Origin of the sequence: Mesorhizobium sp. AR02, from assembly GCF_024746835.1 — a bacterium.
GTDB lineage: Bacteria > Pseudomonadota > Alphaproteobacteria > Rhizobiales > Rhizobiaceae > Mesorhizobium.
This window is the reverse complement of record NZ_CP080531.1, coordinates 5,796,808-5,821,636: the sequence shown is the minus strand read 5'-3', so window position 1 is coordinate 5,821,636 and position 24,829 is coordinate 5,796,808. Positions and strand designations below refer to the sequence as shown.

27 protein-coding genes are annotated in these 24,829 nt (G+C 63.3%); 11 read left to right on the top strand and 16 right to left on the bottom strand.

Going from position 1 to position 24,829, the window contains the following annotated elements; genetic code table 11:
- Positions 1–207: 207 nt before the first annotated feature.
- On the bottom strand, positions 208–999 hold the full coding sequence (locus DBIPINDM_RS32380; RefSeq protein WP_258583011.1) for a GGDEF domain-containing protein: 792 nt from the start codon (positions 997–999) through the stop codon (positions 208–210).
- 105 nt (positions 1,000–1,104) lie between these two features.
- Positions 1,105–2,070, bottom strand: a complete 966-nt coding sequence (gene miaA, locus DBIPINDM_RS32375) for a tRNA (adenosine(37)-N6)-dimethylallyltransferase MiaA (RefSeq protein WP_258589398.1) — start codon at positions 2,068–2,070, stop codon at positions 1,105–1,107.
- On the opposite strand from miaA, the gene serB reads away from it, so the two are divergent.
- Together serB and DBIPINDM_RS32365 are read left to right on the top strand one after the other, a co-directional pair.
- A complete protein-coding gene (gene serB / locus DBIPINDM_RS32370; protein WP_258583010.1) occupies positions 2,060–2,947 on the top strand; it encodes a phosphoserine phosphatase SerB in 888 nt (295 codons plus the stop codon). The two genes, miaA and serB, sit on opposite strands and share 11 nt — an antisense overlap.
- A complete protein-coding gene (locus DBIPINDM_RS32365; protein WP_258583009.1) occupies positions 2,944–3,507 on the top strand; it encodes a GNAT family N-acetyltransferase in 564 nt (187 codons plus the stop codon). Before serB ends, DBIPINDM_RS32365 begins: the two co-directional genes overlap by 4 nt.
- On the opposite strand, the gene DBIPINDM_RS32360 is transcribed toward DBIPINDM_RS32365, so the two are convergent.
- The 8 genes from DBIPINDM_RS32360 to DBIPINDM_RS32325 all read right to left on the bottom strand — a co-directional run bounded on the left by DBIPINDM_RS32360 (position 3,508) and on the right by DBIPINDM_RS32325 (position 9,895).
- On the bottom strand, positions 3,508–3,768 hold the full coding sequence (locus DBIPINDM_RS32360; protein WP_258583008.1) for a pilus assembly protein HicB: 261 nt from the start codon (positions 3,766–3,768) through the stop codon (positions 3,508–3,510). It abuts the gene before it with no gap.
- Entirely contained in the window at positions 3,765–4,190 is a 426-nt protein-coding gene (locus DBIPINDM_RS32355; RefSeq protein WP_258583007.1) for a putative toxin-antitoxin system toxin component, PIN family, read from the bottom strand. The genes DBIPINDM_RS32360 and DBIPINDM_RS32355 overlap by 4 nt, the downstream gene beginning before the upstream one ends.
- Before the next feature lie 55 nt (positions 4,191–4,245).
- Positions 4,246–5,760, bottom strand: coding sequence for a DegQ family serine endoprotease (locus tag DBIPINDM_RS32350; RefSeq protein WP_258583006.1), 1,515 nt, complete (start codon positions 5,758–5,760; stop codon positions 4,246–4,248).
- Positions 5,761–5,910: 150 nt separating this feature from the next.
- Entirely contained in the window at positions 5,911–6,099 is a 189-nt protein-coding gene (locus DBIPINDM_RS32345) for a DUF2065 domain-containing protein (RefSeq protein ID WP_140889426.1), read from the bottom strand.
- Positions 6,100–6,102: 3 nt separating this feature from the next.
- On the bottom strand, positions 6,103–7,074 hold the full coding sequence (hflC, locus tag DBIPINDM_RS32340; protein ID WP_258583005.1) for a protease modulator HflC: 972 nt from the start codon (positions 7,072–7,074) through the stop codon (positions 6,103–6,105).
- On the bottom strand, positions 7,074–8,189 hold the full coding sequence (hflK, locus tag DBIPINDM_RS32335) for an FtsH protease activity modulator HflK (protein ID WP_258583004.1): 1,116 nt from the start codon (positions 8,187–8,189) through the stop codon (positions 7,074–7,076). The genes hflC and hflK overlap by 1 nt, the downstream gene beginning before the upstream one ends.
- A gap of 168 nt (positions 8,190–8,357) precedes the next feature.
- On the bottom strand, positions 8,358–8,876 hold the full coding sequence (locus tag DBIPINDM_RS32330; protein WP_258583003.1) for a dihydrofolate reductase: 519 nt from the start codon (positions 8,874–8,876) through the stop codon (positions 8,358–8,360).
- Positions 8,876–9,895 (bottom strand): DUF4424 domain-containing protein, encoded by a 1,020-nt coding sequence (locus DBIPINDM_RS32325; RefSeq protein WP_258583002.1) that lies wholly within the window; start codon positions 9,893–9,895, stop codon positions 8,876–8,878. The genes DBIPINDM_RS32330 and DBIPINDM_RS32325 overlap by 1 nt, the downstream gene beginning before the upstream one ends.
- A 164-nt stretch (positions 9,896–10,059) precedes the next feature.
- Here DBIPINDM_RS32325 and cobF point away from each other — a divergent pair, with 164 nt between their 5' ends.
- The 8 genes from cobF to DBIPINDM_RS32285 all read left to right on the top strand — a co-directional run bounded on the left by cobF (position 10,060) and on the right by DBIPINDM_RS32285 (position 19,884).
- Positions 10,060–10,836 (top strand): precorrin-6A synthase (deacetylating), encoded by a 777-nt coding sequence (gene cobF, locus DBIPINDM_RS32320; RefSeq protein ID WP_258583001.1) that lies wholly within the window; start codon positions 10,060–10,062, stop codon positions 10,834–10,836.
- A 330-nt stretch (positions 10,837–11,166) separates the two neighbouring features.
- Complete coding sequence (locus DBIPINDM_RS32315; protein ID WP_258583000.1) at positions 11,167–12,702, top strand: FGGY-family carbohydrate kinase; 1,536 nt, start codon at positions 11,167–11,169, stop codon at positions 12,700–12,702.
- Positions 12,699–13,475, top strand: a complete 777-nt coding sequence (locus tag DBIPINDM_RS32310; protein WP_258582999.1) for a DeoR/GlpR family DNA-binding transcription regulator — start codon at positions 12,699–12,701, stop codon at positions 13,473–13,475. The genes DBIPINDM_RS32315 and DBIPINDM_RS32310 overlap by 4 nt, the downstream gene beginning before the upstream one ends.
- Complete coding sequence (locus tag DBIPINDM_RS32305) at positions 13,472–15,223, top strand: glycerol-3-phosphate dehydrogenase/oxidase (RefSeq protein WP_258582998.1); 1,752 nt, start codon at positions 13,472–13,474, stop codon at positions 15,221–15,223. The genes DBIPINDM_RS32310 and DBIPINDM_RS32305 overlap by 4 nt, the downstream gene beginning before the upstream one ends.
- 321 nt (positions 15,224–15,544) lie before the next feature.
- Positions 15,545–16,204 (top strand): DUF2291 family protein, encoded by a 660-nt coding sequence (locus tag DBIPINDM_RS32300; RefSeq protein WP_258582997.1) that lies wholly within the window; start codon positions 15,545–15,547, stop codon positions 16,202–16,204.
- Positions 16,201–17,781, top strand: coding sequence for a sugar ABC transporter ATP-binding protein (locus tag DBIPINDM_RS32295; RefSeq protein WP_258582996.1), 1,581 nt, complete (start codon positions 16,201–16,203; stop codon positions 17,779–17,781). Before DBIPINDM_RS32300 ends, DBIPINDM_RS32295 begins: the two co-directional genes overlap by 4 nt.
- Positions 17,744–18,898 (top strand): ABC transporter permease, encoded by a 1,155-nt coding sequence (locus DBIPINDM_RS32290; protein WP_258582995.1) that lies wholly within the window; start codon positions 17,744–17,746, stop codon positions 18,896–18,898. The genes DBIPINDM_RS32295 and DBIPINDM_RS32290 overlap by 38 nt, the downstream gene beginning before the upstream one ends.
- Before the next feature lie 32 nt (positions 18,899–18,930).
- Positions 18,931–19,884 (top strand): D-ribose ABC transporter substrate-binding protein, encoded by a 954-nt coding sequence (locus DBIPINDM_RS32285; protein WP_258582994.1) that lies wholly within the window; start codon positions 18,931–18,933, stop codon positions 19,882–19,884.
- 53 nt (positions 19,885–19,937) lie between these two features.
- On the opposite strand, the gene DBIPINDM_RS32280 is transcribed toward DBIPINDM_RS32285, so the two are convergent.
- The 4 genes from DBIPINDM_RS32280 to modA all read right to left on the bottom strand — a co-directional run bounded on the left by DBIPINDM_RS32280 (position 19,938) and on the right by modA (position 22,990).
- Positions 19,938–20,279: a winged helix-turn-helix domain-containing protein gene (locus DBIPINDM_RS32280; protein WP_095202221.1), complete on the bottom strand. Its 342-nt coding sequence runs from the start codon at positions 20,277–20,279 to the stop codon at positions 19,938–19,940.
- An 82-nt stretch (positions 20,280–20,361) separates the two neighbouring features.
- Positions 20,362–21,474, bottom strand: a complete 1,113-nt coding sequence (gene modC, locus DBIPINDM_RS32275) for a molybdenum ABC transporter ATP-binding protein (RefSeq protein ID WP_258582993.1) — start codon at positions 21,472–21,474, stop codon at positions 20,362–20,364.
- On the bottom strand, positions 21,471–22,175 hold the full coding sequence (modB, locus tag DBIPINDM_RS32270) for a molybdate ABC transporter permease subunit (RefSeq protein WP_258582992.1): 705 nt from the start codon (positions 22,173–22,175) through the stop codon (positions 21,471–21,473). The genes modC and modB overlap by 4 nt, the downstream gene beginning before the upstream one ends.
- Before the next feature lie 20 nt (positions 22,176–22,195).
- Positions 22,196–22,990: a molybdate ABC transporter substrate-binding protein gene (modA, locus tag DBIPINDM_RS32265; protein WP_258582991.1), complete on the bottom strand. Its 795-nt coding sequence runs from the start codon at positions 22,988–22,990 to the stop codon at positions 22,196–22,198.
- A gap of 212 nt (positions 22,991–23,202) precedes the next feature.
- Between modA and DBIPINDM_RS32260 the strand changes: the two genes are divergently transcribed.
- Positions 23,203–23,412, top strand: a complete 210-nt coding sequence (locus tag DBIPINDM_RS32260) for a TOBE domain-containing protein (protein ID WP_027058010.1) — start codon at positions 23,203–23,205, stop codon at positions 23,410–23,412.
- 12 nt (positions 23,413–23,424) lie between these two features.
- Here the strand turns inward: DBIPINDM_RS32260 and DBIPINDM_RS32255 are convergent, their stop codons facing one another.
- Both DBIPINDM_RS32255 and DBIPINDM_RS32250 read right to left on the bottom strand, forming a co-directional pair.
- Positions 23,425–24,219: a thymidylate synthase gene (locus tag DBIPINDM_RS32255; RefSeq protein ID WP_258582990.1), complete on the bottom strand. Its 795-nt coding sequence runs from the start codon at positions 24,217–24,219 to the stop codon at positions 23,425–23,427.
- Positions 24,220–24,242: 23 nt separating this feature from the next.
- Entirely contained in the window at positions 24,243–24,533 is a 291-nt protein-coding gene (locus DBIPINDM_RS32250; RefSeq protein WP_416361723.1) for a hypothetical protein, read from the bottom strand.
- Between the last annotated feature and the right edge of the window lie 296 nt (positions 24,534–24,829).

Sequence of the window (24,829 nt, the reverse complement as noted above, 5' to 3'; positions counted from 1 at the left end):
CCACCTGCCGACACTTCTGAGAATTCCGCACAAGCGGACTCGGTCCCTGTCTTCGCTGGCCAGCCTGGATAAATCCCGTCAGGGAATTCGTCAGGTCGGCTGGTGCTGTTTTCGAGAACCGGAGCGGAGCAGACATTAAGTTCGTGAGCACCGGAAGCGCAGAAAACGGCGGCAGACGGCCGGCCTCACGAATTCAATGATGGGATTTTAGGCGCAGACGCGGTTGCGGCCCTGCCTTTTGGCTTCATAGAGCTGGCGGTCGGCGCGGCGATAGAACTCCTCGGCCGTTTCCTTGCGGTCCCAGACGGCAAGGCCGACGCTGGTGGTGATCTTGAGCCGGACATTGCCCGAAAGGATCGACATGTTGGCGATTGCCTTGCGGATGCGCTCGGCGAATTTGGCCAGCAACTCCGCCTCCATATTGGGCGTGACCACCGCAAACTCCTCACCGCCCAGCCGCGCCACCACATCGTGGAAACGTGTCATGTCCTTGAGGCAACTGGCGACGGCCTTGAGCACCTCGTCGCCGACATCGTGGCCATGGGTGTCGTTGACCTGCTTGAAATGGTCGAGATCGAGGATCATCAACCCGACCGGCTTTTCGATGCGCCGGAACTCCTCGAGATATTCCTTCAGCGCATCGTCGAAATAGCGCCGGTTCTGCATGCCGGTCAGGCCATCGGTCAGGGCGGCGTGCTCGAGCGTTTCGGAGCGGGCGCTGAGCGAAACCGTCATGGCGCGCAGCTTGCCTTCTTCCGTCGCCTGTTTGCGGATCAGCGGGTAGATAAAGAAGATGCCGAAAAACAGCGCGGTCGCAAGCAGCACGCCCGTCGCGAACAACAGCTTGTTGAGGTAGATGACCTTATCCAAGCCCGACTGCGTATGGAGTTCCGTGGCGAAGGATTGCAAGAGCCCATAGGCGTGCAGCGTCACCAGGCCAGCGGCCAGGATCACGAAGATAAAGACGAAAAAAGCGGATTCCGCCTTATGGAAACGCATCTGCTCCCCAATGGAAAAGTGCCCATCGACCTTATGGCACGAACCGCCTTACGGAGCGTTAATTCCGACAACTTCGGCGCGAACCCTTCCGTCATGGTCAACTTTTTAAGTTGCATTAGCAACAAGTGTCTGGATCGTGGTTTCGAGATCGTCACCGGGGCGCAATCTCTGCCATTCCGGCCCCAGCTGATGGCGAAACCAGGTCGCCTGCCGCTTGGCATATTGCCGGGTTGCGATCTTGGCGCGCTCGATCGCCTCGGGAAAGCTCAACTGCCCGGCCATCGCGGCCTGCAGGTCGCGAACGCCGATCGCCTTCATCGCCGGCAGGTCCGGATCGAGGCTAAGAGCCGTAAGTTGCCTGACTTCCTCCAGCGCGCCCTTGTCCAGCATCTGGTCGAAGCGCCTTTCGATGCGGTCAACCAGCGCGGACCGGTCCGGCTCGATGACCAGGAAACGCGCGGTCTGCCTGTCGATGAGCGGCCGGCCGCGCTCTGCCTGCCAATCCAGGATCGACCGGCCGGAGGCGTCGAGCACCTCGAGCGCCCGCACGACGCGCTGGCTGTCGGTTGGTTTCAGTTGCATGGCGGCTCTCGAATCCTCGCGCAGCAGCAGCGCGTGCAGCTTGACCGCGCCTTGCTCCTTCAGCTCGTAGCGCCAGCGGTCGCGGATGCGCGGCGGAATATCAGGCATTTCCGAAATACCCTCGGCCAGCGCACGGAAGTAGAGACCAGTGCCGCCGACGAAGACTGGCCGCCGCGACAGCATTCCGTCGTCGATGAGTTTCATCACATCGCGCAGCCACGCACCCGTCGAATAGGCGGTACCGGGATGGACGTGGCCGTAGAGAAAATGCGGCACGCGTGCAAGGTCGGCCGCCTCCGGCCGGGCGGTCAGTACATCGAGAACCGAATAGCCTTGCATGGAATCGGTGTTGACGATGACGCCGCCCGCGCGTTCGGCCAAATCGAGCGCCAATGCCGACTTGCCGCTGGCGGTCGGCCCGGCTATCAGGATCGCGTTCTTCACGCGGCCTTCGCCCGCATCCGCGCCGGAATTCTCGATGCCGCTCATTGCCACGCTTGTTTCCCGTCCCGCTGACCGCGCTCTGTCGCCGTCGCTTGCGAATATGGCCTCGCGGTCGGTGGGCGCAAGCACTGTCGTCTGGCTGGCCGAAGGCATTGCCTGCGATCTTGCCTTGCCGCAAGAGGCTGACGCGGCCGATATCACCGATGCGCTACGCGCCGCGTTGGCTGGGGAATCGGTCGATGTGATCGTCCAGCAGGCCGAAACGCGGCGCAAGAAAATCCTCATCGCCGACATGGATTCGACCATGATCGACCAGGAATGCATCGACGAACTGGCCGACGAGATCGGCGTCAAGGATCGCGTCGCGGCCATCACCGCGCGGTCGATGAATGGCGAGATCGCCTTCGAGCCGGCGCTGCGCGAGCGCGTCGCGCTGCTGAAGGGGCTCGATGCCGCCGTCGTCGACCGCATCGTCGCCAATCGGCTGACATTGGCCTCGGGCGGCCGCGCTCTGGTCCAGACCATGCGCGCCAACGGCGCCTGGACGGCACTCGTGTCAGGCGGTTTCGAAGTGTTCACGACGCGCATCGCGGCCATGCTCGGTTTTCAGGAAAACCGCGCCAATCGCCTGCTCGAACAGGACGGACGCTTCACCGGCCTGGTCGGCGAGCCGATCCTTGGCCGCGCCGCCAAGGCCGAGGCGCTGCTCGAAATTTCGGCGCGTCTTGGATTGACGCCGGCCGATGCCATCGCCGTCGGCGACGGCGCCAACGACCTCGACATGATCCGCCTTGCCGGAACCGGTGTCGCGCTTCACGCCAAGCCGACCGTGGCGGCGCAGGCGAAAGTTCGCATCAACCATGGCGACCTGACGGCCCTGCTCTATTTGCAGGGCTATCGCCAGGAAGAGATTGTGCAATGAAACCCATGCGCACCGAGCGCCTCATCCTGCGCAATTGGGAAGACCGCGACCGCGAGCTCTTCCATCGCATCAATTCCGATGAGCGCGTCATGGAATTCTTCCCGTTCCGCCGCGACCGTGCCGCCGCCGACGCCAAGATGGACGAGGTCCGCGCATGGATCGATGAGGACGGCTATGGCTTCGCAGCGGCCGAGATTGCCGCCACGAGCAAGTGCATCGGCTTTGTCGGCCTGTCGGGAACAGAGGATATTGACGTCCTGCCGGCGGGCACGATCGAGATCGGCTGGCGGCTGGCGCCCGAATTCTGGGGCAAGGGCTACGTCACCGAGGCTTCGGAAGCCTGGCTGGCCTACGGTTTCGAGACATTGGCCGTCGACGAAATCGTTTCCTTTGCCGTCGCGGAAAACCACCGCTCGACCGCCGTCATGAAACGCCTCGGCATGACAGCCGATCCCTCAGCCGATTTCGATCATCCCGGCATTCCTGACAGCCATCCCGCGCTCAAGCGGCATGTGCTCTACCGGCTGGCGGCAGCGGATTGGCGAAAGAATCGCCGCTGATCAATGCCTGTCCGGTGGAAGCTCATCGCCGGGTTGCGGCGATCTATCGGCGACCCGCTCGAGCATCTCTACAAAATCGCCGGGTGACGCATCGCCGGCCCGGCGACGCAGAAAGTCAGCTGCCGTTTCCATGGCCCCCACCTTCTGTGCCACAGCCGACGCAATCCACTGATTGAGCGACACGCCATCGGCCTTCGCGAGGCGCGCGGCTGCCTCCTTAACCGACAGTGGAAGTTTCAATGGATAAGTCGCCTTGCTCATGTTCGAAGTCCTTCCAGGAACTCAGCCGGGCTTACAACCGGGACGTCAAAACGGCCTGCCGCAGCCAAAAAATCCCGGCGATTGTGAGTCACCAACGCATCTGCCCGGCCGTTGATCGCGGCTTCAAACACCATCTCATCCTTCGGATCGCTCAATTGCGGGCGCCAGAGAAAGTGCAGTTCGACCGGCTCAGCAAAAGTGGCAAAGCCGGCCAGCAAACGATCGAGATCCGTAGCGGACAATCCGTGAACCGCCATTTGCTCGGGCCTGGCCAGCACGGTCTCATATTCAAGAAACAGCGCTGTGGTCACCAACGGGCAAATCTGCCGATCCGCAACCAGTTGCAGGATGGCAAACGACGCGCCATTCCTGCTTCGCAAACCTGCCGCAAGAACGTTTGTATCCAGTACGATCCGCTTCACAAGCCAAAATAGTACATCCCATGGGATGTTACAATACGCCTGTCGATAGCGGACTTCAATCCATCCGGATCGTCACGAAGCGCAACTCGCCGGTCTTCGACGCCAGCATCAAGAGCGCATTCTTGCGGCCCTGCTCCTTCAGCGCGCCGATCCGGTCCATGACGTCCTTGGGCGTGGCAACCGATTCCTGCGCGATCTCGGTGATCACTTCGCCGGGCTGGATGCCGCGCTCGGCCGCGGCCGAGTCCTTGGCCACGTCGGTAATGACGACGCCGGAGACATCGGCGGCAATGCTGAACTTCTTGCGCGTCTCGTCATTGAGTTCGCCGACGGTCATGCCGAGCACCGAGGCGGTCGAAACGGCCGGAGCCTTGTCGCCCTTTTGCTGATCGGTATTGCCATTCCCGCCACTGGCGAGCTTCTCACCATCCTCGAGCCGGCCGAGCGTGACCTTCACCGTCTGCTCGACACCCTTGCGCACGATCAGCACGTCGACAGCCTTGCCGACCGGGCTTTCGGCGACGACGCGCGGCAGGTCGCGCATTTCATGGATATCCTTGCCGTCGAATTTGATGATGACATCACCGGCCTGGATGGTGCCGTTGTCGACCGGTCCGCCCTTGATGACGCCGGCGACCAGCGCGCCCTTGGCTGTCGCCATGCCGAGACTCTCGGCGATGTCGTCCGTCACCGGCTGTATGCGCACGCCGAGCCAGCCGCGCCGCGTCTCGCCGAACTGGCGCAACTGGTCGACGACGCCCGAGGCAAGCTGCGAGGGAATGGAGAAGCCGATGCCGATCGAGCCGCCGGACGGCGAGATGATCGCGGTGTTGATGCCGATGACCTCGCCGGCGCTGTTGAACAGCGGTCCGCCCGAATTGCCGCGGTTGATCGCGGCATCGGTCTGGATGAAATCGTCATAGGGACCGGAATTGATATCGCGGTTGCGGGCCGAAACGATACCGACCGTGACCGTGCCACCGAGACCGAATGGATTGCCGACCGCCATCACCCAGTCGCCGACGCGCATCTTGGTGGAATCGCCGAACTTGACCGCGGTGAGCTTGTGGCCTTTCGGATCGACCTTGAGCACCGCGACATCGGTCTTGGTGTCGGTGCCGACCAGCGTCGCCTTCAGCGTGACGCCATCGGAGAAATTGACTTCGATGTCGTCGGCGTCCGCAATCACGTGATTGTTGGTGACGACGATGCCTTGCTCGGCGTCGATGACGAAACCGGATCCCAGCGACTGCACCTTCTGCGCGCCATTGTCCTTGCCGCCGCCGCGGTTCTTGAAGAAGTCGTCGAAGAAGTCCTGGAAGGGTGAGCCTTCGGGAAGCTGCGGCATCGGCACCGCGCCCGGCCCTTCCGTGCCCTTCACCGTCTGCGAGGTCGAGATGTTGACCACCGCGCCGAGCACGCCTTGCGCCAGGTCGGCCACCGAAGCAGGTCCGTCTGCCGCGAAGGTCGGCGTCACGAAGGACGGGACGGCGACAGTACCGACAAGAAGCGCTGCCGTGCCAGCGATGAACGTCCGCCGTGCCGCGCGCAAAAGGAGTTTGGATGTCATCGAGAAGCCTCCCGGTCTTTCTGAAAGAGAAAGCGCAACGGCGAAAACACCGTGTTGCACCATGTTGGCAAAAAATACGGCACGTTTGCGGCTACGACTACCGGCAGAGGATAAATCCTCCGTTATGCCGAAGACGAAAACCGGTGGCTCTCATCCGCCGCGGACCAGCCAGACGATGCCGACACCGATGGCAATCGCGACCAGCCCGGCGATTCGCAATGCATTCTCCGGCATCGACAGCACCTCGCCCGCGAGCTTCCTCGCGAAACTGGGAAAGCCGCCATAGACCAGGCCCTCGATCACGAGGACCAGGCCTATCGCCGCGAAGAAGTCCTGCACCGGCTATTGCTGGCCGGTGCTGGGCTGTGTCGTCGGCGCGGCAGGTGCCGTCGCCGGTGCGGTGGGAGCCGTCGGCGTCGGCTTCGCCGGCCCTTCCTTGCCGTCCGGATCGCGGAAGAAGCGGAAGAACTCCGAATTCGGCGACAGCACCATGGTCGTCCCGGTGTTGTCCAGCGCGGTGCCGTAGGCATTCATCGACCGGTAGAAATCGAAGAAGGCCGGATCGCGCTGATAGGCTCCGGCGAAGGTGGCGCTGCGCTGGGCTTCGCCCTCGCCGCGCAGGATCTCGGACTCCTTCTGCGCTTCAGCGACGATCTCGACCACTTCACGATCGGCGCGTGCCGTGATGCGCTGTGCCGCTTCGTTGCCGCGTGCCCGCAGCCGAGCGGCCTCGGCCAGGCGTTCCGCCTTCATACGGTCGTAGGTCTGCTGTGAAACCTCGGCCGTGAGGTCGGTGCGGCGGATGCGGACATCCTCGATCTGCAAGCCGAGCGAGGTGGCGTCGGGCCGGAGCTGATCGCGCACCTCACGCATCATCACCGCACGCTCTTCCGAGAGCGCTGCCTCGAAGTCGCGCAGACCGTAGACACGGCGCAAGGCCGCATCGAGGCGGGTCCTGAGCCGCGCTTCGGCGAGTTCGATCTGACCGGACACGGCGGCACGGAAGACGCGCGGATCCGAGATGCGATAGGCGATGAAGGCATCGACTTCATAGAACTTGCCGCCCGACACCTGGACGCGGATGTTGTCGAGGTCGAAACGCAGCACTCTGTTCTCGATCAGTTGCACCGTATCGGCGTCGAAGAACGAGAACGGCGCCTTGAAATAGATGCCGGGCTCGCTCTTGACGTCGACGATCTCGCCGAACCTCAGCACCAGCGCCTGCTGGCGGGCATTGACCACGAAGACCGAGGAATAGATCAGGAACAGGATGACCGCCGCGATCACGACGAAGACAGGAAGACGGTTGGCCATCACTGGGTACCTCCCGTGTTCGCAGCAGGTGCGGCCGGAGCCGGCGGTTTCGGCTGCAATGCCGGCAGCGGCAGATAGGGCACGACGCCTTGTCCGTTGCCCTGCTCGACGATGACCTTGCTCGAGTCCTTCAGAACCTTCTCCATGGTTTCCAGATAAAGCCGTTTGCGCGTGACATCGGGGGCTTTGACATATTCGTCATAGACCGAGATGAAGCGCTGGGCCTCACCTTCGGCTTCCTGCACCACACGGTTCTTGTAGGCGGCGGCGTCTTCGCGGACCTGTGCCGCCTCGCCACGCGCCTGGCCGAGCTTCTGGTTGGAGTACTGGTTGGCCTGCTCGACGAACTTGTCCTCGTCCTGCTCGGCACGCTGCACTTCGTCGAACGCATCGGCCACTTCGCGTGGCGGTGCTGCATCCTCGATCGAGACGGCGTTGATGTTGAGGCCGGCCTTGTAGCCGTCCAGCGTTGTCTGGATGATTTCGCGCACCGACGCCGCTATACCCTGGCGGTCATCGCGGAAGATGTCCTGTGCCGGCCGGCGGCCGACGGCTTCGCGCATGGCACTTTCGGCCACCTGCCGCAGCATGCCGTCCGGGTCGGAGACGTCGAACAGATAGGCGCGGGGATCGGAGACCTGGTAGGCCACCGAAAACTGCACGTTGACGATGTTCTGGTCGCCCGACAGCATCAGGCCGTTGCCGCTGGTGTTGCCGCCGCCAATGTCGACGAGCTGCTCGGAAATCTTGGCCGTCTCGACGGTTTCAAGCGGCCACCAGTGGAAATGCAGGCCTGGCTGGGAAAGTTGGGGCTTCGGCTTGCCGAAGCGCAATTCGACCGCGACCTCGTCCGGCTGCACCGTATAGACCGCCTGGAATGCCCACAGAACCACCAGCACCGCGGCGATCAGCCCGAACACGGCCGGACTGGCACCGCCGCCACCGGGCAGCGCGCGTCGCAGCCTGTCCTGGCCGCGGCGGATGATGTCTTCGAGGTCGGGAGGCGACCCCTGCGGACCGCTTGGCCCCTTCGGCCCCTGCCCCCAGGGTCCTTGATTGTTGCCGCCGCCGCCCCACGGGCCGCCGCCTCCGCCACTCTTGTCGTTCCAGGGCATGAATGTCCTTTCGCTTGGAATTCCCTCAAGCGCCGGAGTTACGGCGCAAATCCAGTGTTGTTCTTCTATAGGGACGCCACGGCACGCTTTCAACGCGATGCGCCGCCGACATCATCCGTTTTGGGCCGGTAGCGACCCTTTGTCGTCCTTCAATGCACCTTTTGTCTATCAAAGTATCTGGCGGCGCCGCTCGTAAACCGAATAGCGCGTTGCGTGGCTGTCCTTTTCCCCGGCCGGAACCTCCTGCGAACTGACCACGCGCCATGTCTGAGGGTCGATCGGCGGGAAATGCGCGTCGCCGTCGACGGCGGACAGCACATGGGTGACGTGCAGCCGATCGGCCAGCGGCAGCGCCTGGGCATAGATCTCGCCGCCGCCGATGATGCAGGCCTCGTCGACGCCGGTCATGCAGCGTCCGCGCACCGTTGCCAGCTGAATCGCCGCCTCCAGCGTATGCGCCACCTCGACGCCCTCGGCGCGCCAGGTCTTGTCGCGGGTAACGACGATGTTCAGCCGGCCCGGCAACGGCCTGCCAATGCCTTCATAGGTCTTGCGGCCCATGATGATGGGCTTGCCCATCGTATCGGCCTTGAAGCGCTTGAGGTCGGTGGAGAGCCGCCAGGGCAGTCCGCCATCCCGGCCGATCACGTTGTTCTCGGCGATGGCGACATAGATTGCGACATGCATCAGTTCGCGTCCCCGCCATTGCTGTCCGACGGTTCGAGCAGCAGGATATCGATGTTGTGCTCGGGATAGAAATCGTTCGCCGTCATCTCGAAACTCGTCGGCCCGACCTTTTTGACATTGTCGCCGCAGAACGAGACCAGGGCTTTTGCATTGGCCTTGTCGACGGTCAGCTTGAACTTGCCGATGGTACCCGCTGCCCAGTTGCCGCCGGTGGTCAGTATATAGGCGATGCGGCTTTCGTAATATTTCGGGTAACCGTCCGGATTGTCCTTCGCCACCTTGCGCACCACGTTCTCGAATGTGTCATCCATGCAGTAGCGTGTCTTGTACGATGCATATTGTCCCTGGAACTTGCCATCGTAGAAGAAGCTGACCGAGGATGTGCCGCCGACGCTCGGCTTGTAGCGGTGCGAAACATGGACGTCCTTGTTGGCCGGAAAGGTCGAGCGCCACCAATAGGTCGAGCGCAATTGCCAGAAGGGTGCATAGGCTGGAGCGGTGCTCGGGCCGGCGTCTGCTTCCGGATCCTCGATGATGATGCCACGGTTGACCCAGTCGTCGGCCACCGCCTTTGGCAGCTTTGCCAACGCCGCCTTGGCGGCATCGCCGAACGGGTTGAACGGCACATTCTGTGCCTTGAGGTCGGCGCTGATGTCGATGCCGAGGGCGAACACCTTCTGCTCGAGCTCAGGCTTTGCCGGCGCGCCGTCAATCGTCACCTCGAAGCCGAGGAAATTGTCGCTCTGGTTTTCCGGGATCGCCGGCATCTCCTCGGGGTCGCCCGAAATGTCGGGCATCGGAAAGGCGACGATCGCGCTGACATCCTTGTCGGTGTTGTTGTGGAAAACGTAGTCGACCGTCACCTTTTCAGGCGAGATGAAGAGATCCTCGCTTTGCATCGCCACGGCATCGCTGCGCGACAGAATGAGGCCACCGGTGCCGAGTTCGGCAGTCGAGTCATTGGCCAGTGCCGGCGCGGCCGAAAGCGCCAACGCCACAGTCAGAACATATCGCAACATCGAAGCCCCCTCGGCTGGAATGCCTGGATGACCCTAGCTGTTTCAATGTGGCGTTTCAAAGCCCTTCCGTCTCACGGGACCGTCCGGACGGTCTGAACACGCCAGCGGTCTGGACACGCCAGCGGTCTGGACTAACAGGTTCCGATCGGGCAGGAGTTCGCTCCATGCGCAAGCTTCTCGTCATCGGCATAGGCGCCGGCAACCCCGACCACATGACGGTTCAGGCCATATCAGGCCTGAACCGTGCCGACGTGCTGTTCATCCCCGACAAGGGCGCCAAGAAGAACGACCTTGCCGAACTGCGGCGCGAGATCTGCGACCGCTTCGTCACCAACCCGAAGTCGCGCCGCGTCGAATTCGACGTGCCGGTGCGCGCCGAGCCGGCGCCGTCCTACCGTTCGACCGTCGACGACTGGCACGAAGCCATCGCCGCCATCTACGAAGCCCTGATCCGCGACGAGCTTGCGGAAGATGGCTGCGGCGCCTTCCTGATCTGGGGCGACCCTTCGCTTTACGACAGCGCGCTGCGTATTCTCGAGCGCGTGCGCCTGCGAGGCAATGTCGCCTTCGAGCTAGAGGTCATCCCCGGCATCACCGCCATCCAGACGCTTGCCGCCAGCCATAAAATAGCCCTGAACCGCATCGGCGATTCCATCCTGGTCACCACCGGCCGCCGCCTCACCGAGGAGGGTCTGGCCAGCAATGCTGGCAGTACGGTCGTCATGCTGGACGGCAAATGCGCCTTCAGCACACTTGCCGATCAAGATGTCGTAATCCATTGGGGTGCCTATCTCGGCACACCGGACGAGATTGTTCTCTCGGGCCGCCTCGGCGATGTCGGCGCAGAGATCGAAAAGGTCCGTGAGCAAGCCCGCCAGCAAAAGGGCTGGATCATGGACACCTATCTGCTGTGCAAGCCCGGTGAGCCTGAAGATATCTAGCCACTGCCCTGCAGTCGCCACGGCAAGCGGGTAACAAGACCGGCGAGACGGATTTGCGGCTCGCAAGAGCTAGAAAAAACAGCCTTTTATGCTAGTCTGATAATCAAGCTCCGCCTCGTGGAAACCGTTCGCCTGGCATATATCACACATATTGACGTTAAATTCACAGAATTGTATGATCAGTTGGCCGGTTCGAATCCCGCCGCTGTTCGTCGGCGGCCGCAATCGGCAACGGCGGATCCCGGCGAGGATGATTTCCATGATGTTCAGCGCCACCCTTGTCCGGGACCAATTCGCAACGCGTACCGGCTCACGCTGAACGGGATCATCATGTCCAGCCTGCTTGGGATCGACAACGGCCTGACGGTGACGAAGGCGGTGATCTTCGATGCCGATGGCTCGCAGCTGTCGGTGGCCAGGCGCCGCGTGCCGCAATCGATGCCACATCCACGCTGGGTCGAACGCGACATGCTGGGCCTGTGGCAGGCGACCGCCGAGGCGATCAGGGAAGCCATCGCTCTGAGCGGCCGGCCGGCTCACGACATCAAGGCCGTGGCGGCGACCGCGCATGGTGACGGATTGTATCTGCTCGACAGGAACCGCCGGCCGCTCGGCCCCGGGATCTTGTCGCTCGACAGCCGCGCCGGCGAGATCGTCGATGAATGGGCGAAGGGCTCGGTTTTTGCCGAGGCCCTCGCCCTGACCGGACAGGTCCCGCACGCTTCGGCACCATCGGCCATGCTGGGCTGGCTGAAAAAGCACGCTCCGGAACGTTTCGGCCAGATCGGCCATATCATCGGCTGCAAGGATTGGCTGCGCTTTTGCCTGACGGGCACCGTCGGCACTGACTTGACCGAGGCGAGCACCTCGTTCACCGACGTACGCACGCAGGCCTACGCGCCGGAGGCGATGCGCGTCTTTGGCCTGGAAGAGCTTTTTGCGGCGTTGCCGCCGGCTGCGCATTCGGCCGACATTGTCGGCTACGCCACCGCCGAGGCGGCAGCGCTGACCGGGCTTGCGGAAGGCACCCCGGTTGCTTGCGGCCTGCATGACGTCACCGCCTCGGCGCTTGGCATCGGCGGCCACGAGGATGGCGTGGTCAGCATTGTCGCCGGCACCTACTCGATCAACGAAGTGGTCTCCATAGAGCCGCGTACCGACCCGCGCTGGTTCTGCCGCAACGCCATCGACCGCGGCCGCTGGAACAACATGTCGATCTCGCCGGCTTCGACGGCGAATTACGACTGGTTTCTCGACACGCTCTGCCGCGCCGAACAGGACAAGGCCAAGAAGACTGGCGGCTCGATCCACGAGATGCTGGCGACGGAGATCGACACCGCGCTGAAGAAGCCGTCGACCCTGCTCTTCCATCCCTATCTATTCGGTTCGCCCTACGGCAATGCCGCCAGCGCCAGCTTCGTCGGCTTGCGCGGCTGGCATGACCGCGGCGACATGCTGAAGGCGGTTCTGGAAGGCATCGCCTTCAACCACCGCACCCATGTCGAAGCCCTGCGCGACGGCTTTGCCGTCCACGAGGTGCGGCTGACCGGCGGCGGCTCGCGCAACCCGGCCTTCGCGCAGATGTTCGCCGACGTGCTCAACGTGCCGGTCATCGTCACCTCGACCGACGAGGCGGCCGCCTATGGCGCCGCCCTTTGCGCTGGCGCGGCAGTCGGCCTCTTCGCCTCGCCGCAGGAAGGCGCGCGCGCCACCTGCACGGTGAGCCGCGAATATCGCCCAGACCCGGCACGCAGCGCCGTCTTTGACGAGCGCTATTCCGTCTATGGCCGCATTGCCGAACAGCTCAGACCGAAATGGGCGGAAATCGAAAGCCTTGCAGGGCAGGAATTGGGAGGCACAGCATGATCAAGGCCGACGAACGGCGCGAGGAAATCGCCGAATATGTGATAAAGCTCGGCCAGGTGCGTATCGACGATCTGGTCGAGCATTTCGGCGTGTCGCGCATGACCATCCACCGCCACATCGACCAGCTGGCGCATCAAGGCGTGCTGCGCAAACTGCACGGCGCCGTCACCGTGCAGCCATCCGGCCTCTACGAAAGCGCCTTCCGCTACCGGGTGACGGTTGGGCGGGCGGAGAAGGACGCGCTGGCCCGCGCTGCGATGGACTATGTCGAGCCCGGCCAGGCGATCATCCTGGACGATTCGACCACGGCCAATGCCGTTGCGCCGCTGCTGCTCGAGGTCACGCCGCTGACCGTCATCACCAACAGCGTGTCGACGGCGGCCTTGCTGACCAATGTCGACGACATCGACTTCATCTGCCTCGGCGGCCAGTACCATCGCACGTACAACGCCTATATCGGCATCGTCTGCGAGAATGCGATCTCGCGGTTGCGCGCCAATCTCTTGATCTGCTCGGCATCGGCGATCAGCGGCACCACGGCCTTCATCCAGGATCAGCACGTGGTGCGGGTCAAGCAGGCGATGATGGCGGCGGCGATCAAGCGCATCCTTCTGGTCGACCATTCCAAGTTCGACAAGGTGGCTCTGCACGTGCTCGACGACCTGGTCAGCTTCGAAGCGGTCCTGGTCACCGACGGCATCAGCGACAAGCATGCGCAAAAGCTGGAGCAGGCCGGGGTACAGCTGCGCGTCGTCAAGACGGCGAGGCCATGACATCAACGGCCGAAAGCCATCACGGCTCCGAGCAAATGACCGGTGTCCCCGGTGATGTCGATGTCGTCATCCTCGGCGCCGGCATCAATGGCGCCGGCCTGTTTCGCGATCTCAGCGCGCAGGGCGTCAGTTGCTGCATCGTCGACAAGGCGGATTTCGGCTCCGGCACCAGTGCGGCCCCGTCCCGGCTGATCCATGGCGGGCTGAAATATCTGGAGACCGGCGAATTCGGGCTGGTGGCGCAATCGACGCTGGAGCGCAACCTGCTGCTCAAGAACGCACCGCACTATGTCTCACCGCTGCCGACGGTCATCCCGATCTTCTCCTGGGGCAAGGGCATGTGGGCGGCGCTCCGCACGCTGCTGGGCTCGACCAGCGCGCCGCGCAACCGTGGCGCGATCCTCATCAAGATCGGCCTGATGATCTATGATTTCTACGGCTCGCGGCACCGGGTGATGCCGCGCCATCGGCTCGTCGGGCGCGCTCAGGCGCTGCGCGACATGCCAGCGCTGACCGGCTCGATCGTTGCCACCGGCACCTACTACGACGCCAAGATCACACATCCCGAACGGCTGGTGCTTGAGCTCATCGCCGACGGGCTGGAGGCCAATCCCAACTCCAGCGCGGCCAACTACACCGCGCTGGTCTCTTCCTCGAACGGCGTGCTGGCCTTCAGGCGCGAGAACGGCGGCGAGTTCTCGTTGCGGCCGAGACTGGTCGTCAACGCCGCCGGCCCATGGATCGACCATGTCAACGCAGCGCTCGGCGCGCCGTCGAGGATGATCGGCGGCACCAAGGGCTCGCACATCCTGCTGAAGCACGACGCGCTGGTGCAGAGCCTGGCCGGGCGCATGCTCTATTTCGAAGCCGATGACGGCCGCATCTGCCTGGTCTACGACTATCTCGGCAAGGCGCTCGTCGGCTCGACGGATCTTGCCGCCGACAATCCGGATACGGTTCGCTGCGAGCCGGCGGAGATCGATTATCTGTTGGAAAGCGTGCGCACGCTGTTGCCGGGCATGCGTTTCGAACGCGACCAGATCGTCTATGCCTATAGCGGCATCAGGCCCCTGCCCGCATCCGACACCGCCGTTCCCGGCCTGATCAGCCGCGACCACTCGGCGCCGGTGGCGGAGCCGGAGCCGTCGCGCCCCTTCCCGATCATATCGCTGATCGGTGGCAAATGGACGACGTTCCGCGGTTTCGCCGAGGAAGTCGCCGACGCCGTGCTTGATCGTCTAGGCCGCACCCGCAAGGTGACGACGCGCTCGATGCCGATCGGCGGCGGTAAGGACTTTCCGACCGACACAGTGGCGCGGTCCAGTTGGCTGGCCAACGCCGCATCGGCTTCAGGCATCGACCGGCTCCGCCTCGACCAGCTGCTCTCGCGCTATGGAACCGAGGCGTCGCGGATAGCCCGCCATCAGAGCGCATCGAGCAATGAGGACCGCTTGCCGGACTCGAGCGACTACAGCGTGTCGGAGATCGACTACATCGCTCGCAACGAATTCGTCGAGCATCTCGCCGATATCGTCATGCGGCGCACGACCCTGGCCATCAGCGGTTCCCTGACGACAAGCGACTTGCAGCAGGTCGCCATGATTGCCGGCCGGGCGCTCGGCTGGAACCCGCAAAGGACCAGCGAGGAGCTCGATCAAGTTGTCACGCAGCTCAACGGCACCAATTTGATGGGGTTGCAACCGGAGCGCCTCCCGCGAACCACGAGCGATCACGCCAAACTGGCTTGAGCGCGGCACGCCTCCTGGCGGACTTGAAAGCAAGCGTATCACAGCGTTTGTGAGATATTGTTGATTTTAAATAACTCAACAAAATCAATTGCATTGTCCAATTCATAACAGCCGAGCGGTCACATGAATGTTACAACATCGGCAAAGTATCACAGTTATTGACGGTAACTTCACATAGATGTATGGTCGATTGCGCTGGAGGAGCGCGCTGCGGGAGGGGTCGATGCAAGCGGACCGACCGCACAGCGGCTCATGCGGCGCCTCACGCCGACAAAACGAAATGCCACCTCTCATCGCCGCCACTGCACAGGTCGTCACAGCATGAGTTCGCAGCCAGCAACCACCACGATGAACCGGCGAGGATCGCCAGGCGTCCGCTGGGTGGCCGTCGCGCTCGCGATCCTGGTGCTGCTCGGCGCGATGATCCTCGACACCAAGATCGTCACGATCGGCTCGGCCGAAGACACCCGCAAGGCCGCGTTTTCGCCGGAGGCGTTCGGCAAGGCTGAATTTCCAAACGTACAATCCGCCGTGGAGCAGCGCGCCGTGGATGCGCCGACCCTCGCTGCCGCCATCGCCAAGGACAAGGTGGCCGCGGAGAAACAATATGGCGTGCCGGCCAATGTCGGCACCGAACTCTCGGTCAAGTTCACTGGCGTCGTCGGCGAGGGAAAGTCGGGCATCTACACCGTCAAGGTCGCTGACGTGCCGGACAATCTGGTCATTCGCGTCCAGACCGGACCGGCGATCAACGGCACCGATCTGCGTGACGCCACCGGCGCGATCACCTTCGGCCAGTTCACCAACCAGATCGAATATCAGAACGCGGGCTCGGCCCTGAACAACGAGATGAAGAAGCAGGTGCTGTCGGCCATCGACAACACCCAGCTCGCCGGAAAGACCATCTCGGTCGTCGGCGTCTTCAAGCTGATCAATCCCAAAGGCTGGCTGGTCGCGCCGGTGAAGCTGAGCGTCCAATGAATGCGGCGCCCGAATTCGAGCCCGCGCCGGGCGACACCGTGCTCGCGGCCCGCCACATCGTAAAGACCTATGGCGGCACGCATGCCCTGAAGGGCGTCAATTTCGACATCCGCCGCGGCAAGGTCACGACGCTGTTCGGCGAGAACGGCGCCGGCAAGTCGACATTGATGAAGATCCTGTCCGGCGTGACCACGCCAACATCGGGAAGCATCGAGCTCGACGGCCAGTCCGTCACCTTCTCTTCGGCCTCCGACGCCCGCGACCGCGGCATCTCGATCATCCATCAGGAGCTCAGCCTCGCGCCCAATCTCAGCGTGCGCGACAACATCTTCATGGGCCGGGAAATACGCGGCGCGACCGGCATCGATTTCGCCGAGGAGGCCCGCCAGACCCGGCTGCTGATGGCCGAGCTCGAGGAAGACATCGATCCGCTGACGCTGGTCCAGGACCTGCGCCTTGGGCAGCAACAGATCGTCGAGATCGCGCGGGCGCTTTCGGTCGATTCGCGCATCCTGATCATGGATGAGCCGACCTCCGCGCTGAGCGCCACCGAGGTGGAGGTGCTGTTCAGGGTGATCCGCGACCTGACCGCCCGCGGCGTCTCGATCGTCTACATCTCGCACCACCTCGAGGAGGCGTTGCAGATCACCGACTACGCCGTGGTGCTGCGGGACGGCGCGATCACCGCGACGGCCAATGCCAGGCACATCAACCTCGAATGGATCGTGCGCAACATGGTGGGCGAGAACTTCGACCTCGGCTCGCCACCGACCGGATACGCCTTCGGCGAGGTCGCCTTGTCGGTCGAGGACGTCAGCGTCGCCGATGCCTCGAGTTTGGAACGGTCCGTGGTCGACAGGCTGTCGCTCGATGTGCGCAGCGGCGAGATCGTCTGCATCTACGGACTGATGGGCGCCGGGCGCACCGAACTGCTGGAATGCATCGCCGGGCGCCTGCAGCCATCGGGCGGGCGCATCCTGCTCGGGGGCAACGACATCTCCCGCCTCGGCATAGCCGAGCGCATCGCCAGGGGGCTCGTGCTGGTGCCCGAGGACCGCCAGCGCGACGGCCTCGTTCAGACGATGTCTGTCGGCGCCAACCTGTCGCTCGCCAGCATCGGCGCCTTCGTCAGGGGAATGCTGTTGTCGCGCTCGCAGGAACGGTCGCTGGTCGAAGCCTCCATCCGCGACGTGCACGTCAAGACCGCGGGCGGCAGCGCGCCCATCGGCTCGCTGTCCGGCGGCAACCAGCAAAAGGTCGTCATCGGCAAGATGCTGACCACCAATCCCAAGGTCATGCTGCTGGACGAGCCGAGCCGCGGCATCGACATCGGCGCCAAGGCGGAGGTGTTCCGGCTGCTCAGCGAACGGGCGGCCCGTGGGCTCGCCGTCATCTTCTCGACTTCGGAAGTCGCCGAATGCCTGAGCATCGCGCACCGGATCATCGTCATGCATCGCGGCAGGATCTCGGCCGAATTCGGCGCCGATGCCACGAAGGAAGAGATCATGGCAGCTTCCGGCGAGGCCGTGGTCTCCGACCATGAAGAATGCAGGAGCCACCACCGTGACCGACGCTAGCCCCGATCGCAGCCGCTCCCCGAGGGTTTCGGCCGACGGCTTCAGCCTGGCCAAGCTTCTGCTGGAGGGCCGCGCCTTCTTCGCGCTGATCGCGATCATCATCGTCTTCTCGCTTCTGTCTCCCTATTACTTCTCGCTCGGCAATTTCCTGACCATGGCCTCGCATGTTGCGATCTTCGGCATCCTGGCGGTCGGCATGCTGCTGGTTATCCTCAATGGCGGCATCGACCTGTCTGTCGGCTCGACGCTGGGCTTCTCCGGCGTCATCGCCGGCTTCCTGATGCAGGGCGTGCAGTTGACCACGTTCGGCGTCATCCTCTACCCGCCGGTCTGGGTCGTCGCGGTGCTGGTATGCGTGCTCGGCGCGCTGGTCGGCCTGGTCAACGGCGTTCTCATCGCCTGGCTGAAGGTGCCCGCCTTTGTCGCCACGCTCGGCATGCTCTACGTCGTGCGCGGCGCAGCGCTGCTGATGACCAACGGCCTGACCTACAACGATCTCGGCGGCAAGCCGGAACTCGGCAACACCGGCTTCGAATGGCTGGGCTTCAACCGCCTGCTCGACATCCCGATCGGCGTGCTGGTCATGGCCGTCATCGCCATCATCGGCAGCATCATCCTCAACCGCACCGCCTTCGGCCGCTGGCTCTATGCTTCCGGCGGCAACGAACGCGCCGCCGAACTCTCCGGCGTGCCGGTCAAGCAGGTGCAGGTCTCGGTCTATATGCTCTCGGGCATCTGCGCCGCTGTGGCCGGTCTCATCCTGTCCTCCGAACTGACCTCGGCGGGCCCGACCGCCGGCACCTCATACGAGCTCACGGCAATTGCCGCCGTCGTCATCGGCGGTGCAGCCCTTACCGGTGGCCGCGGCAACATCCGCGGCACGCTGGTCGGCGCCTTTGTTATCGGCTTCCTGTCCGATGGTCTGGTGATCATCGGCGTCTCCGCATATTGGCAAACAGTGTTCACCGGCGCGGTCATCGTGTTGGCGGTGCTGCTCAACGCCATCCAGTATCGCCGCCGCGTCAAGCTTCCGAGCCCGGCCGGCGGCTCGCCCACTTCTCCACAAAAGGACAAGGCCACAACGGCCGATCCCGCCCTCGAGAAGACTGCCGGTTGACCGGCGCGATTGCTAACCAAAGGAGGAACTCTATGTATCGCAGTGCCAGAATTCTGATGCTCTCGGCCTTCGCCCTGGCCGCGCCGATCGTCGCGGCAAGCGCGGCGTCGGCCGGTGGCCTCATCTCGGTCATCGTCATCGATCCCGCCAACCCCTACTGGCTCACCGAAGGCAATGTCGCCAAGGCCGAAGCCGAGAAGCTCGGCTACACCGCGACCGTTGGCGCCTCCAAGGCCGACACCAACACCGAGAGCAAGCTGATCGACACGGCGATCACCAACAAGTCCGTGGCCATCATCCTTGACCCGGCCGATGCCAGCGGCTCGATCGGCGCGGTGAAGAAGGCGATCGCCGCCAACATTCCGGTCTTCCTCGTCAATGCCGAGATCAATCAGGAGGGCCTCGCCAAGGCGCAGCTTGTCTCGAACAACGCCCAGGGCGCCGCGCTCGGCGGCCAGCAATGGGTGACGGCCATCGGCGAGAAGGGCAACTATGTCGAGCTGCTCGGCGCCCCGTCCGACAACAACGCCGCGACACGGTCAAACGGCTACGAGACCGTGATCAGCCAGTATCCCGATCTCAAGAAGGTCGGCTCGGAGGTTGCCAACTGGGACCGCACCCAGGGCCACGACAAGATGCAGAGCCTACTCCAAGCCCATCCCGACATCATCGGCGTGACCAGCGGCAATGACGAGATGGCGCTGGGCGCGATCGGGGCGCTGAAAGAGGCTGGAAAGCTGTCGAGCATCAAGGTCGGTGGCTTCGACGGCTCTCCGGACGCGGTCGCCGCCATCAAGGCCGGCGACCTGCAATACACCGTGCTGCAGCCCGTGGCCGTCTACTCGGCGAAAGCCGTGCAGCAGGCGGACTCCTTCATCAAGACCGGCAAGACCGGCGCCGCCACCGAGAAGCAGCTGTTCGACTGCCTGCTCATCACCAAGGACAATGTCGACAAATACACGGCACCGTTCACGCTCTCGGAATGATACCGAACGAGGGGTGGCCTTTTGGTCGCCCCTCTCCTATTCCCGCCGATCACTCAGCCCGCATCGATCTCCGCCTGCAGCGCATCCATATGCGTCGCTGCCGCGGCCGTCGCCGCGCGCTCGATGGCGCGGAAACGGCTGACCACCGCCAGACCGATGGCCGTCAGCTGCGCGCCGCCGCCCTTGCGGCCTCCGGTCTGCGCCGCGACCAGCGGCTTGCCGAACACCCGGTTCATGTCCTCGACCAGGTCCCAGGCGTGCTTGTAGGACATCTCCATGCCGCGCGCGGCGGCCGAGATCGAGCCGAAGGTGGCGATGTGCTCCAGAAGTTCGATCTTGCCCGGACCGATCCGCCCGTCCGGATCGAGATTTATCCGCAAGCTCAGCGATGGCATCTTTGCTCCTCCGCGGTCGCGTCCGATCTCCATACTAGAAGCTCTTCGGCAAAACCGCTATTCCAAAAAGACATAGCGACCTTCATCCATCCGCCTCAATGGGCAAACCGGCGCCGGTATTCGCCTGGTCGAAGCTCACTGTCTTGACCACCGCAAAAACCTTGCCGCCGAGCCGCAACTTCAGCGCATGCCGCGACTGTTCGGTGATGCGGGCCAACACGGTCGCGCCATTGCAGTCGATGCCGATCTCTACCGCCGGCCCCTCGCCTGGGCTGATCGCGACGATCGTGCCGGGCAGGATGTTGAGCGCGCTGAGCCCTGTCGGCTTCTCCGTGGCGATCATCACATCGCGAGCGCGGATGCGGATACGCACGGGAGCCCCGGGCTTCATTGCAAGGTGCGGCACGCGGATCTCGCCGGCGGACGAGCCGAGCACGGTCATGCCGAACTCCTCGTCGTGACGCAGCACTTTCGTATCCAGCACCGCCCCGCCCTCGCCGCGCTCTTCCGCCGGCAACAGGTCAAGCCTTTGCATCACCGCCTCGGTCGGCCCCCTGGCGACGACCTTGCCTTGCGCCAGCATCACCACGTCGCTCGCCAGCCGCGCCACCTCGGCGACCGAATGGCTGACATAGACGATCGGGATCTTCGTCTCGTCGCGCAGCCGTTCGATATAGGGCAGAATCTCGGCCTTGCGCGCCTCGTCGAGCGAGGCCAGTGGCTCGTCCATGAGCAGCAGTTTCGGGCTGGCCAGCAACGCCCGGCCGATCGCGACGCGCTGCTTTTCACCGCCCGACAGCTTTGCCGGCCGTCGCCCGAGCAGCGGGCCAATGCCGAGCAACTCGACGACCAAATCCATTTCCTCGTAACGCTCCGCCGCCGGCGTGAACCAGCGGCCGTAACGTAGATTGCTGGCCACGCTCATATGGGGAAACAGGCGCGCGTCCTGGAACACCATGCCGATGCGGCGCTTGTGCTTCGGCACGAAAATGCCGGCATCGGTATCGACCAGCACCCTACCATCGACCGCGATGCGGCCCTTGTCAGGTCGGATCAGCCCGGCAATCATGTTGATGAGCGTGGTCTTGCCGGAGCCGGACGGCCCGAACAGCGCTGTGAGCCGCCCGGCGCTTTCGAAGCGGGCGTCGATGGCGAAATCGCCGAGCCGATGGCCGATGTCGACGAGGACGCTCATTCGATGTCCATCCGCCTGCCGACCCGCCGCGCCAGCACTTCCGAGGCGACCAGTGCCGCCATCGAGATGACGATGGAAATCAGCGTCAGCCGCAGCGCGCCCTCATCGCCGCCGGGCACCTGCGTAAAAGTGTAGATCGCCGACGGCAATGTCTGCGTCTCGTTGGGGATGTTGGAGACGAAGGTGATCGTCGCGCCGAACTCGCCCATCGCCTTGGCGAAGGCCAGTATGGCGCCGGCGATCAGCCCGGGCAGGATCAGCGGCAGCGTGATGGTGGCGAACACCCACAAAGGATTGGCGCCAAGCGTGCCCGCCGCAGCCTCCATCTTGCGGTCGACCGCCTCGATCGACAGCCGGATCGCCCGCACCATCAGGGGAAAACCCATGACGCCGCAGGCAAGTGCCGCACCCGTCCAGCGAAACGAGAAGACGATGCCGAAATGCTCGGCCAGGAAGGCACCGGCCGGACCCCGCTTGCCGAAAGTCAAAAGCAAGAGATAGCCGGTCACCACAGGCGGCAGGATCAGCGGCAGGTGAACCAGACCGTTGAGCAGCGTCTTGCCCCAGAATTGTCCCCGGGCAAGCAGCAGCGCGATCAATATACCGGGTGGCAGGCTGAAAAGCATCGCCACGGTCGCCACCTTGATGGACAGCCGGACCGCATTCCATTCGTCGGGAGTGAGGTCCAGCAGCCAGGTCATATTGTGATGTCAGGCCCTTTTCAGTTGCTCGGCGTGAGCACGGTAAAACCCTGTTCCTTGAAGAGCGCGCCGGCCTTGGCGGACTGCAGGCATTTCAGGAATGCAGTCGTATCCTTGTCCTTCGAATCGGCGGTCTGGGCAACCGGATAGATGATCGGCGGATGCGAATCCTCCGGGAAGGCGCCGACCACCTTGACGCCCTTTTCGGCATGCGCATCGGTGGCATAGACGACGCCGAGAGCGGCCTCACCCGTTGAAACCAGCTTGAGCGCCGCACGGACGTTTTCGGCCTGCGCCACCTTGCCCTCGACCGATGACCAGACGCCGAGCGATTCCAGCGCCGCCTTGCCGTACTTGCCGGCCGGCACCGCCTTGAAATCACCCATGGCGAGCTTGCCGTCACCGACCAGCTTGGCGAGGTCGAAACCCTTTTCGATCTTGGTTTCAACCGTCGAATCCTTCGGCGCCACCAGCACGATCTCGTTGCCGAGCAGCTTCACCTCGGTGTCCGGCTTGGTCAGCTTCTTGTCGGAGAGATATTTCATCCAGTCGAGGTCGGCCGAGATGAAGACGTCGGCCGGCGCTCCGCCCTCGATCTGCTTGGCCAGTGCCGAGCTCGCCGCATAGGAGACGGTCGCGGCCTCGCCGACATCGGCCTCGCAGGCCTTGTTCACCGCATCGAGCGCGTCCTTGAGGCTGGCCGCGGCAAACACCACGACCTTGTCTTCCGCATGTGCGGCCGGCACCGCCGCCATCAACGTCGCCGCAAAACCGCCAATGGCGATCGCCCTCAACCCGAAACCGTTGCGCGTCATCGAAAACTCTCCCTGGTTTGAAATCCGTGCGGCCCGAAGCCTGCCGCTCGATATATCCGCATGAATATAACAAGGGAAGGCCCGGCAGCTGGCGAAAACGTCTGTGCCCCGTCGATTGTTCTGGTAAGACGAACGGGAAACCCTGATGCATGTCGCCCAAAAGTGACCTCGGTTTTGGGAGAACGACATGCATAAAAGCAATGGAGAGCCCAATGAAGATCAGCGCCCGCAACATCCTCAAGGGGACGATCACCGAGATCGTCAAGGGAGCCACCACCTCGCATGTCAGGATCGACATCGGCGGCGGCGTCATTGTCACCGCCTCGATCACCAACGAAGCCGTCGCCGATCTGAAGCTCGAAAAGGGCAAGCAGGCCTATGCCGTGGTCAAGGCCTCGGACGTGATGGTCGGCATCGACTGAACCGTCCGCGGCTCAGACCGCGATTGGCGCCTTAATGCTTGCATCGGCGACGTAGTTTTCCAGCCGGAAATCCTCGAAGCGGAAGGCGAACAGGTCCTTCACCTCCGGATTGATCCACATCGTCGGCAGCGCCCTTGGCGTGCGCCGCAATTGTTCGCGCGCCTGTTCGAAATGGTTCGAGTAGAGATGCGCGTCACCCAGCGTGTGAACGAAATCGCCCGGCTTCAGCCCGGTCACCTGCGCCACCATCAGCGTCAGCAGCGCGTAGGACGCGATGTTGAACGGCACACCAAGGAAGATGTCGGCGGATCGTTGGTAGAGCTGGCAGGAAAGCCGGCCCTCGGACACATAGAACTGGAACAGGCAGTGGCAGGGCGGCAGCGCCATGGCTTCCACCTCGGCCGGATTCCAGGCGGAAACGATCAGCCGCCGCGATTGAGGATTGCGGCGTATCTCCTTGAGAAGGCCCGCGATCTGGTCGATCGAGCCGCCATGCCCATCCGGCCAGGAGCGCCACTGCTTGCCATAGACTGGGCCGAGGTCGCCATTCTCGTCGGCCCATTCGTCCCAGATCGAAACGCCGTGGTCGGCGAGATATTTGATGTTGGTGTCGCCGGCCAGGAACCACAGGAGTTCATGGATGATCGACTTCAGATGCAGCTTCTTGGTGGTGGTGACCGGAAAGCCGCGCGCCAGGTCGAAACGCATCTGGTAGCCGAAGACGGAGCGCGTGCCGGTGCCGGTGCGGTCGCCGCGATCGGCGCCGTGGTCCAGCACATGCTGCAAGAGGTCGAGATACTGGCGCATCGGTTCCGGCTCGATTCGAGAGTTCACCAATCATAGCGCATGTGGCCGCTGACGCCACGCCTGTCTGAAGTCTTCCCCACCCAGGCACGGACTTTTGCTCGTACTCCTTCCTCCTCCTTGTCGAGCAGTAGCGTGCCGTCGATGCCCTTGGCTGTGTTGGCGAGGGTATATCTATACAGAATCTTCGCCTTATGGCTGGCGATGAAGTTCGGCACCTTGATAGTGTCTATCTTGGCTTCCAAGATGATGCTCGCGATATTCTCCGCAGTGCCATCGGCCTGCTTGATCGCGTCCATGACGGAGAATGCCGCCAAGCCGTGTCTCCCATCGCCGCACTGGCTGGGGCATCGAACGTCAGGATGAAATCCGTTACGACGCCGAACCAATCGAGGATTTGCCGCTCAATCCGCGCGCATCCATTTACCAGCCGGCGGCAGTCCTCTTTCGGCTTGGCCGATGATTGATCGCCCTGCCCTGCCGTTCGGAACGTTCGTCCAGAGCGCGCTGATTGTCGTCTGATTGAGGTGGCAGCGATCCTCGTTTCGGAGTAAAGTTTCTTCATCGACGAAGGTGGTAAAGCGCCCGTTCGACTAGATCGTCGGCTGACGCG

Coding starts and splice junctions, on each gene's coding strand:
- DBIPINDM_RS32380 (WP_258583011.1), bottom strand. CDS start 999: ATGCGTTTCCATAAGGCGGAATCCGCTTTTTTCGTCTTTATCTTCGTG.
- serB (WP_258583010.1), top strand. CDS start 2,060: ATGCCGCTCATTGCCACGCTTGTTTCCCGTCCCGCTGACCGCGCTCTG.
- miaA (WP_258589398.1), bottom strand. CDS start 2,070: ATGAGCGGCATCGAGAATTCCGGCGCGGATGCGGGCGAAGGCCGCGTG.
- DBIPINDM_RS32365 (WP_258583009.1), top strand. CDS start 2,944: ATGAAACCCATGCGCACCGAGCGCCTCATCCTGCGCAATTGGGAAGAC.
- DBIPINDM_RS32360 (WP_258583008.1), bottom strand. CDS start 3,768: ATGAGCAAGGCGACTTATCCATTGAAACTTCCACTGTCGGTTAAGGAG.
- DBIPINDM_RS32350 (WP_258583006.1), bottom strand. CDS start 5,760: ATGACATCCAAACTCCTTTTGCGCGCGGCACGGCGGACGTTCATCGCT.
- hflC (WP_258583005.1), bottom strand. CDS start 7,074: ATGGCCAACCGTCTTCCTGTCTTCGTCGTGATCGCGGCGGTCATCCTG.
- hflK (WP_258583004.1), bottom strand. CDS start 8,189: ATGCCCTGGAACGACAAGAGTGGCGGAGGCGGCGGCCCGTGGGGCGGC.
- DBIPINDM_RS32330 (WP_258583003.1), bottom strand. CDS start 8,876: ATGCATGTCGCAATCTATGTCGCCATCGCCGAGAACAACGTGATCGGC.
- DBIPINDM_RS32325 (WP_258583002.1), bottom strand. CDS start 9,895: ATGTTGCGATATGTTCTGACTGTGGCGTTGGCGCTTTCGGCCGCGCCG.
- cobF (WP_258583001.1), top strand. CDS start 10,060: ATGCGCAAGCTTCTCGTCATCGGCATAGGCGCCGGCAACCCCGACCAC.
- DBIPINDM_RS32315 (WP_258583000.1), top strand. CDS start 11,167: ATGTCCAGCCTGCTTGGGATCGACAACGGCCTGACGGTGACGAAGGCG.
- DBIPINDM_RS32310 (WP_258582999.1), top strand. CDS start 12,699: ATGATCAAGGCCGACGAACGGCGCGAGGAAATCGCCGAATATGTGATA.
- DBIPINDM_RS32305 (WP_258582998.1), top strand. CDS start 13,472: ATGACATCAACGGCCGAAAGCCATCACGGCTCCGAGCAAATGACCGGT.
- DBIPINDM_RS32300 (WP_258582997.1), top strand. CDS start 15,545: ATGAGTTCGCAGCCAGCAACCACCACGATGAACCGGCGAGGATCGCCA.
- DBIPINDM_RS32295 (WP_258582996.1), top strand. CDS start 16,201: ATGAATGCGGCGCCCGAATTCGAGCCCGCGCCGGGCGACACCGTGCTC.
- DBIPINDM_RS32290 (WP_258582995.1), top strand. CDS start 17,744: ATGAAGAATGCAGGAGCCACCACCGTGACCGACGCTAGCCCCGATCGC.
- DBIPINDM_RS32285 (WP_258582994.1), top strand. CDS start 18,931: ATGTATCGCAGTGCCAGAATTCTGATGCTCTCGGCCTTCGCCCTGGCC.
- DBIPINDM_RS32280 (WP_095202221.1), bottom strand. CDS start 20,279: ATGCCATCGCTGAGCTTGCGGATAAATCTCGATCCGGACGGGCGGATC.
- modC (WP_258582993.1), bottom strand. CDS start 21,474: ATGAGCGTCCTCGTCGACATCGGCCATCGGCTCGGCGATTTCGCCATC.
- modB (WP_258582992.1), bottom strand. CDS start 22,175: ATGACCTGGCTGCTGGACCTCACTCCCGACGAATGGAATGCGGTCCGG.
- modA (WP_258582991.1), bottom strand. CDS start 22,990: ATGACGCGCAACGGTTTCGGGTTGAGGGCGATCGCCATTGGCGGTTTT.
- DBIPINDM_RS32260 (WP_027058010.1), top strand. CDS start 23,203: ATGAAGATCAGCGCCCGCAACATCCTCAAGGGGACGATCACCGAGATC.
- DBIPINDM_RS32255 (WP_258582990.1), bottom strand. CDS start 24,219: ATGCGCCAGTATCTCGACCTCTTGCAGCATGTGCTGGACCACGGCGCC.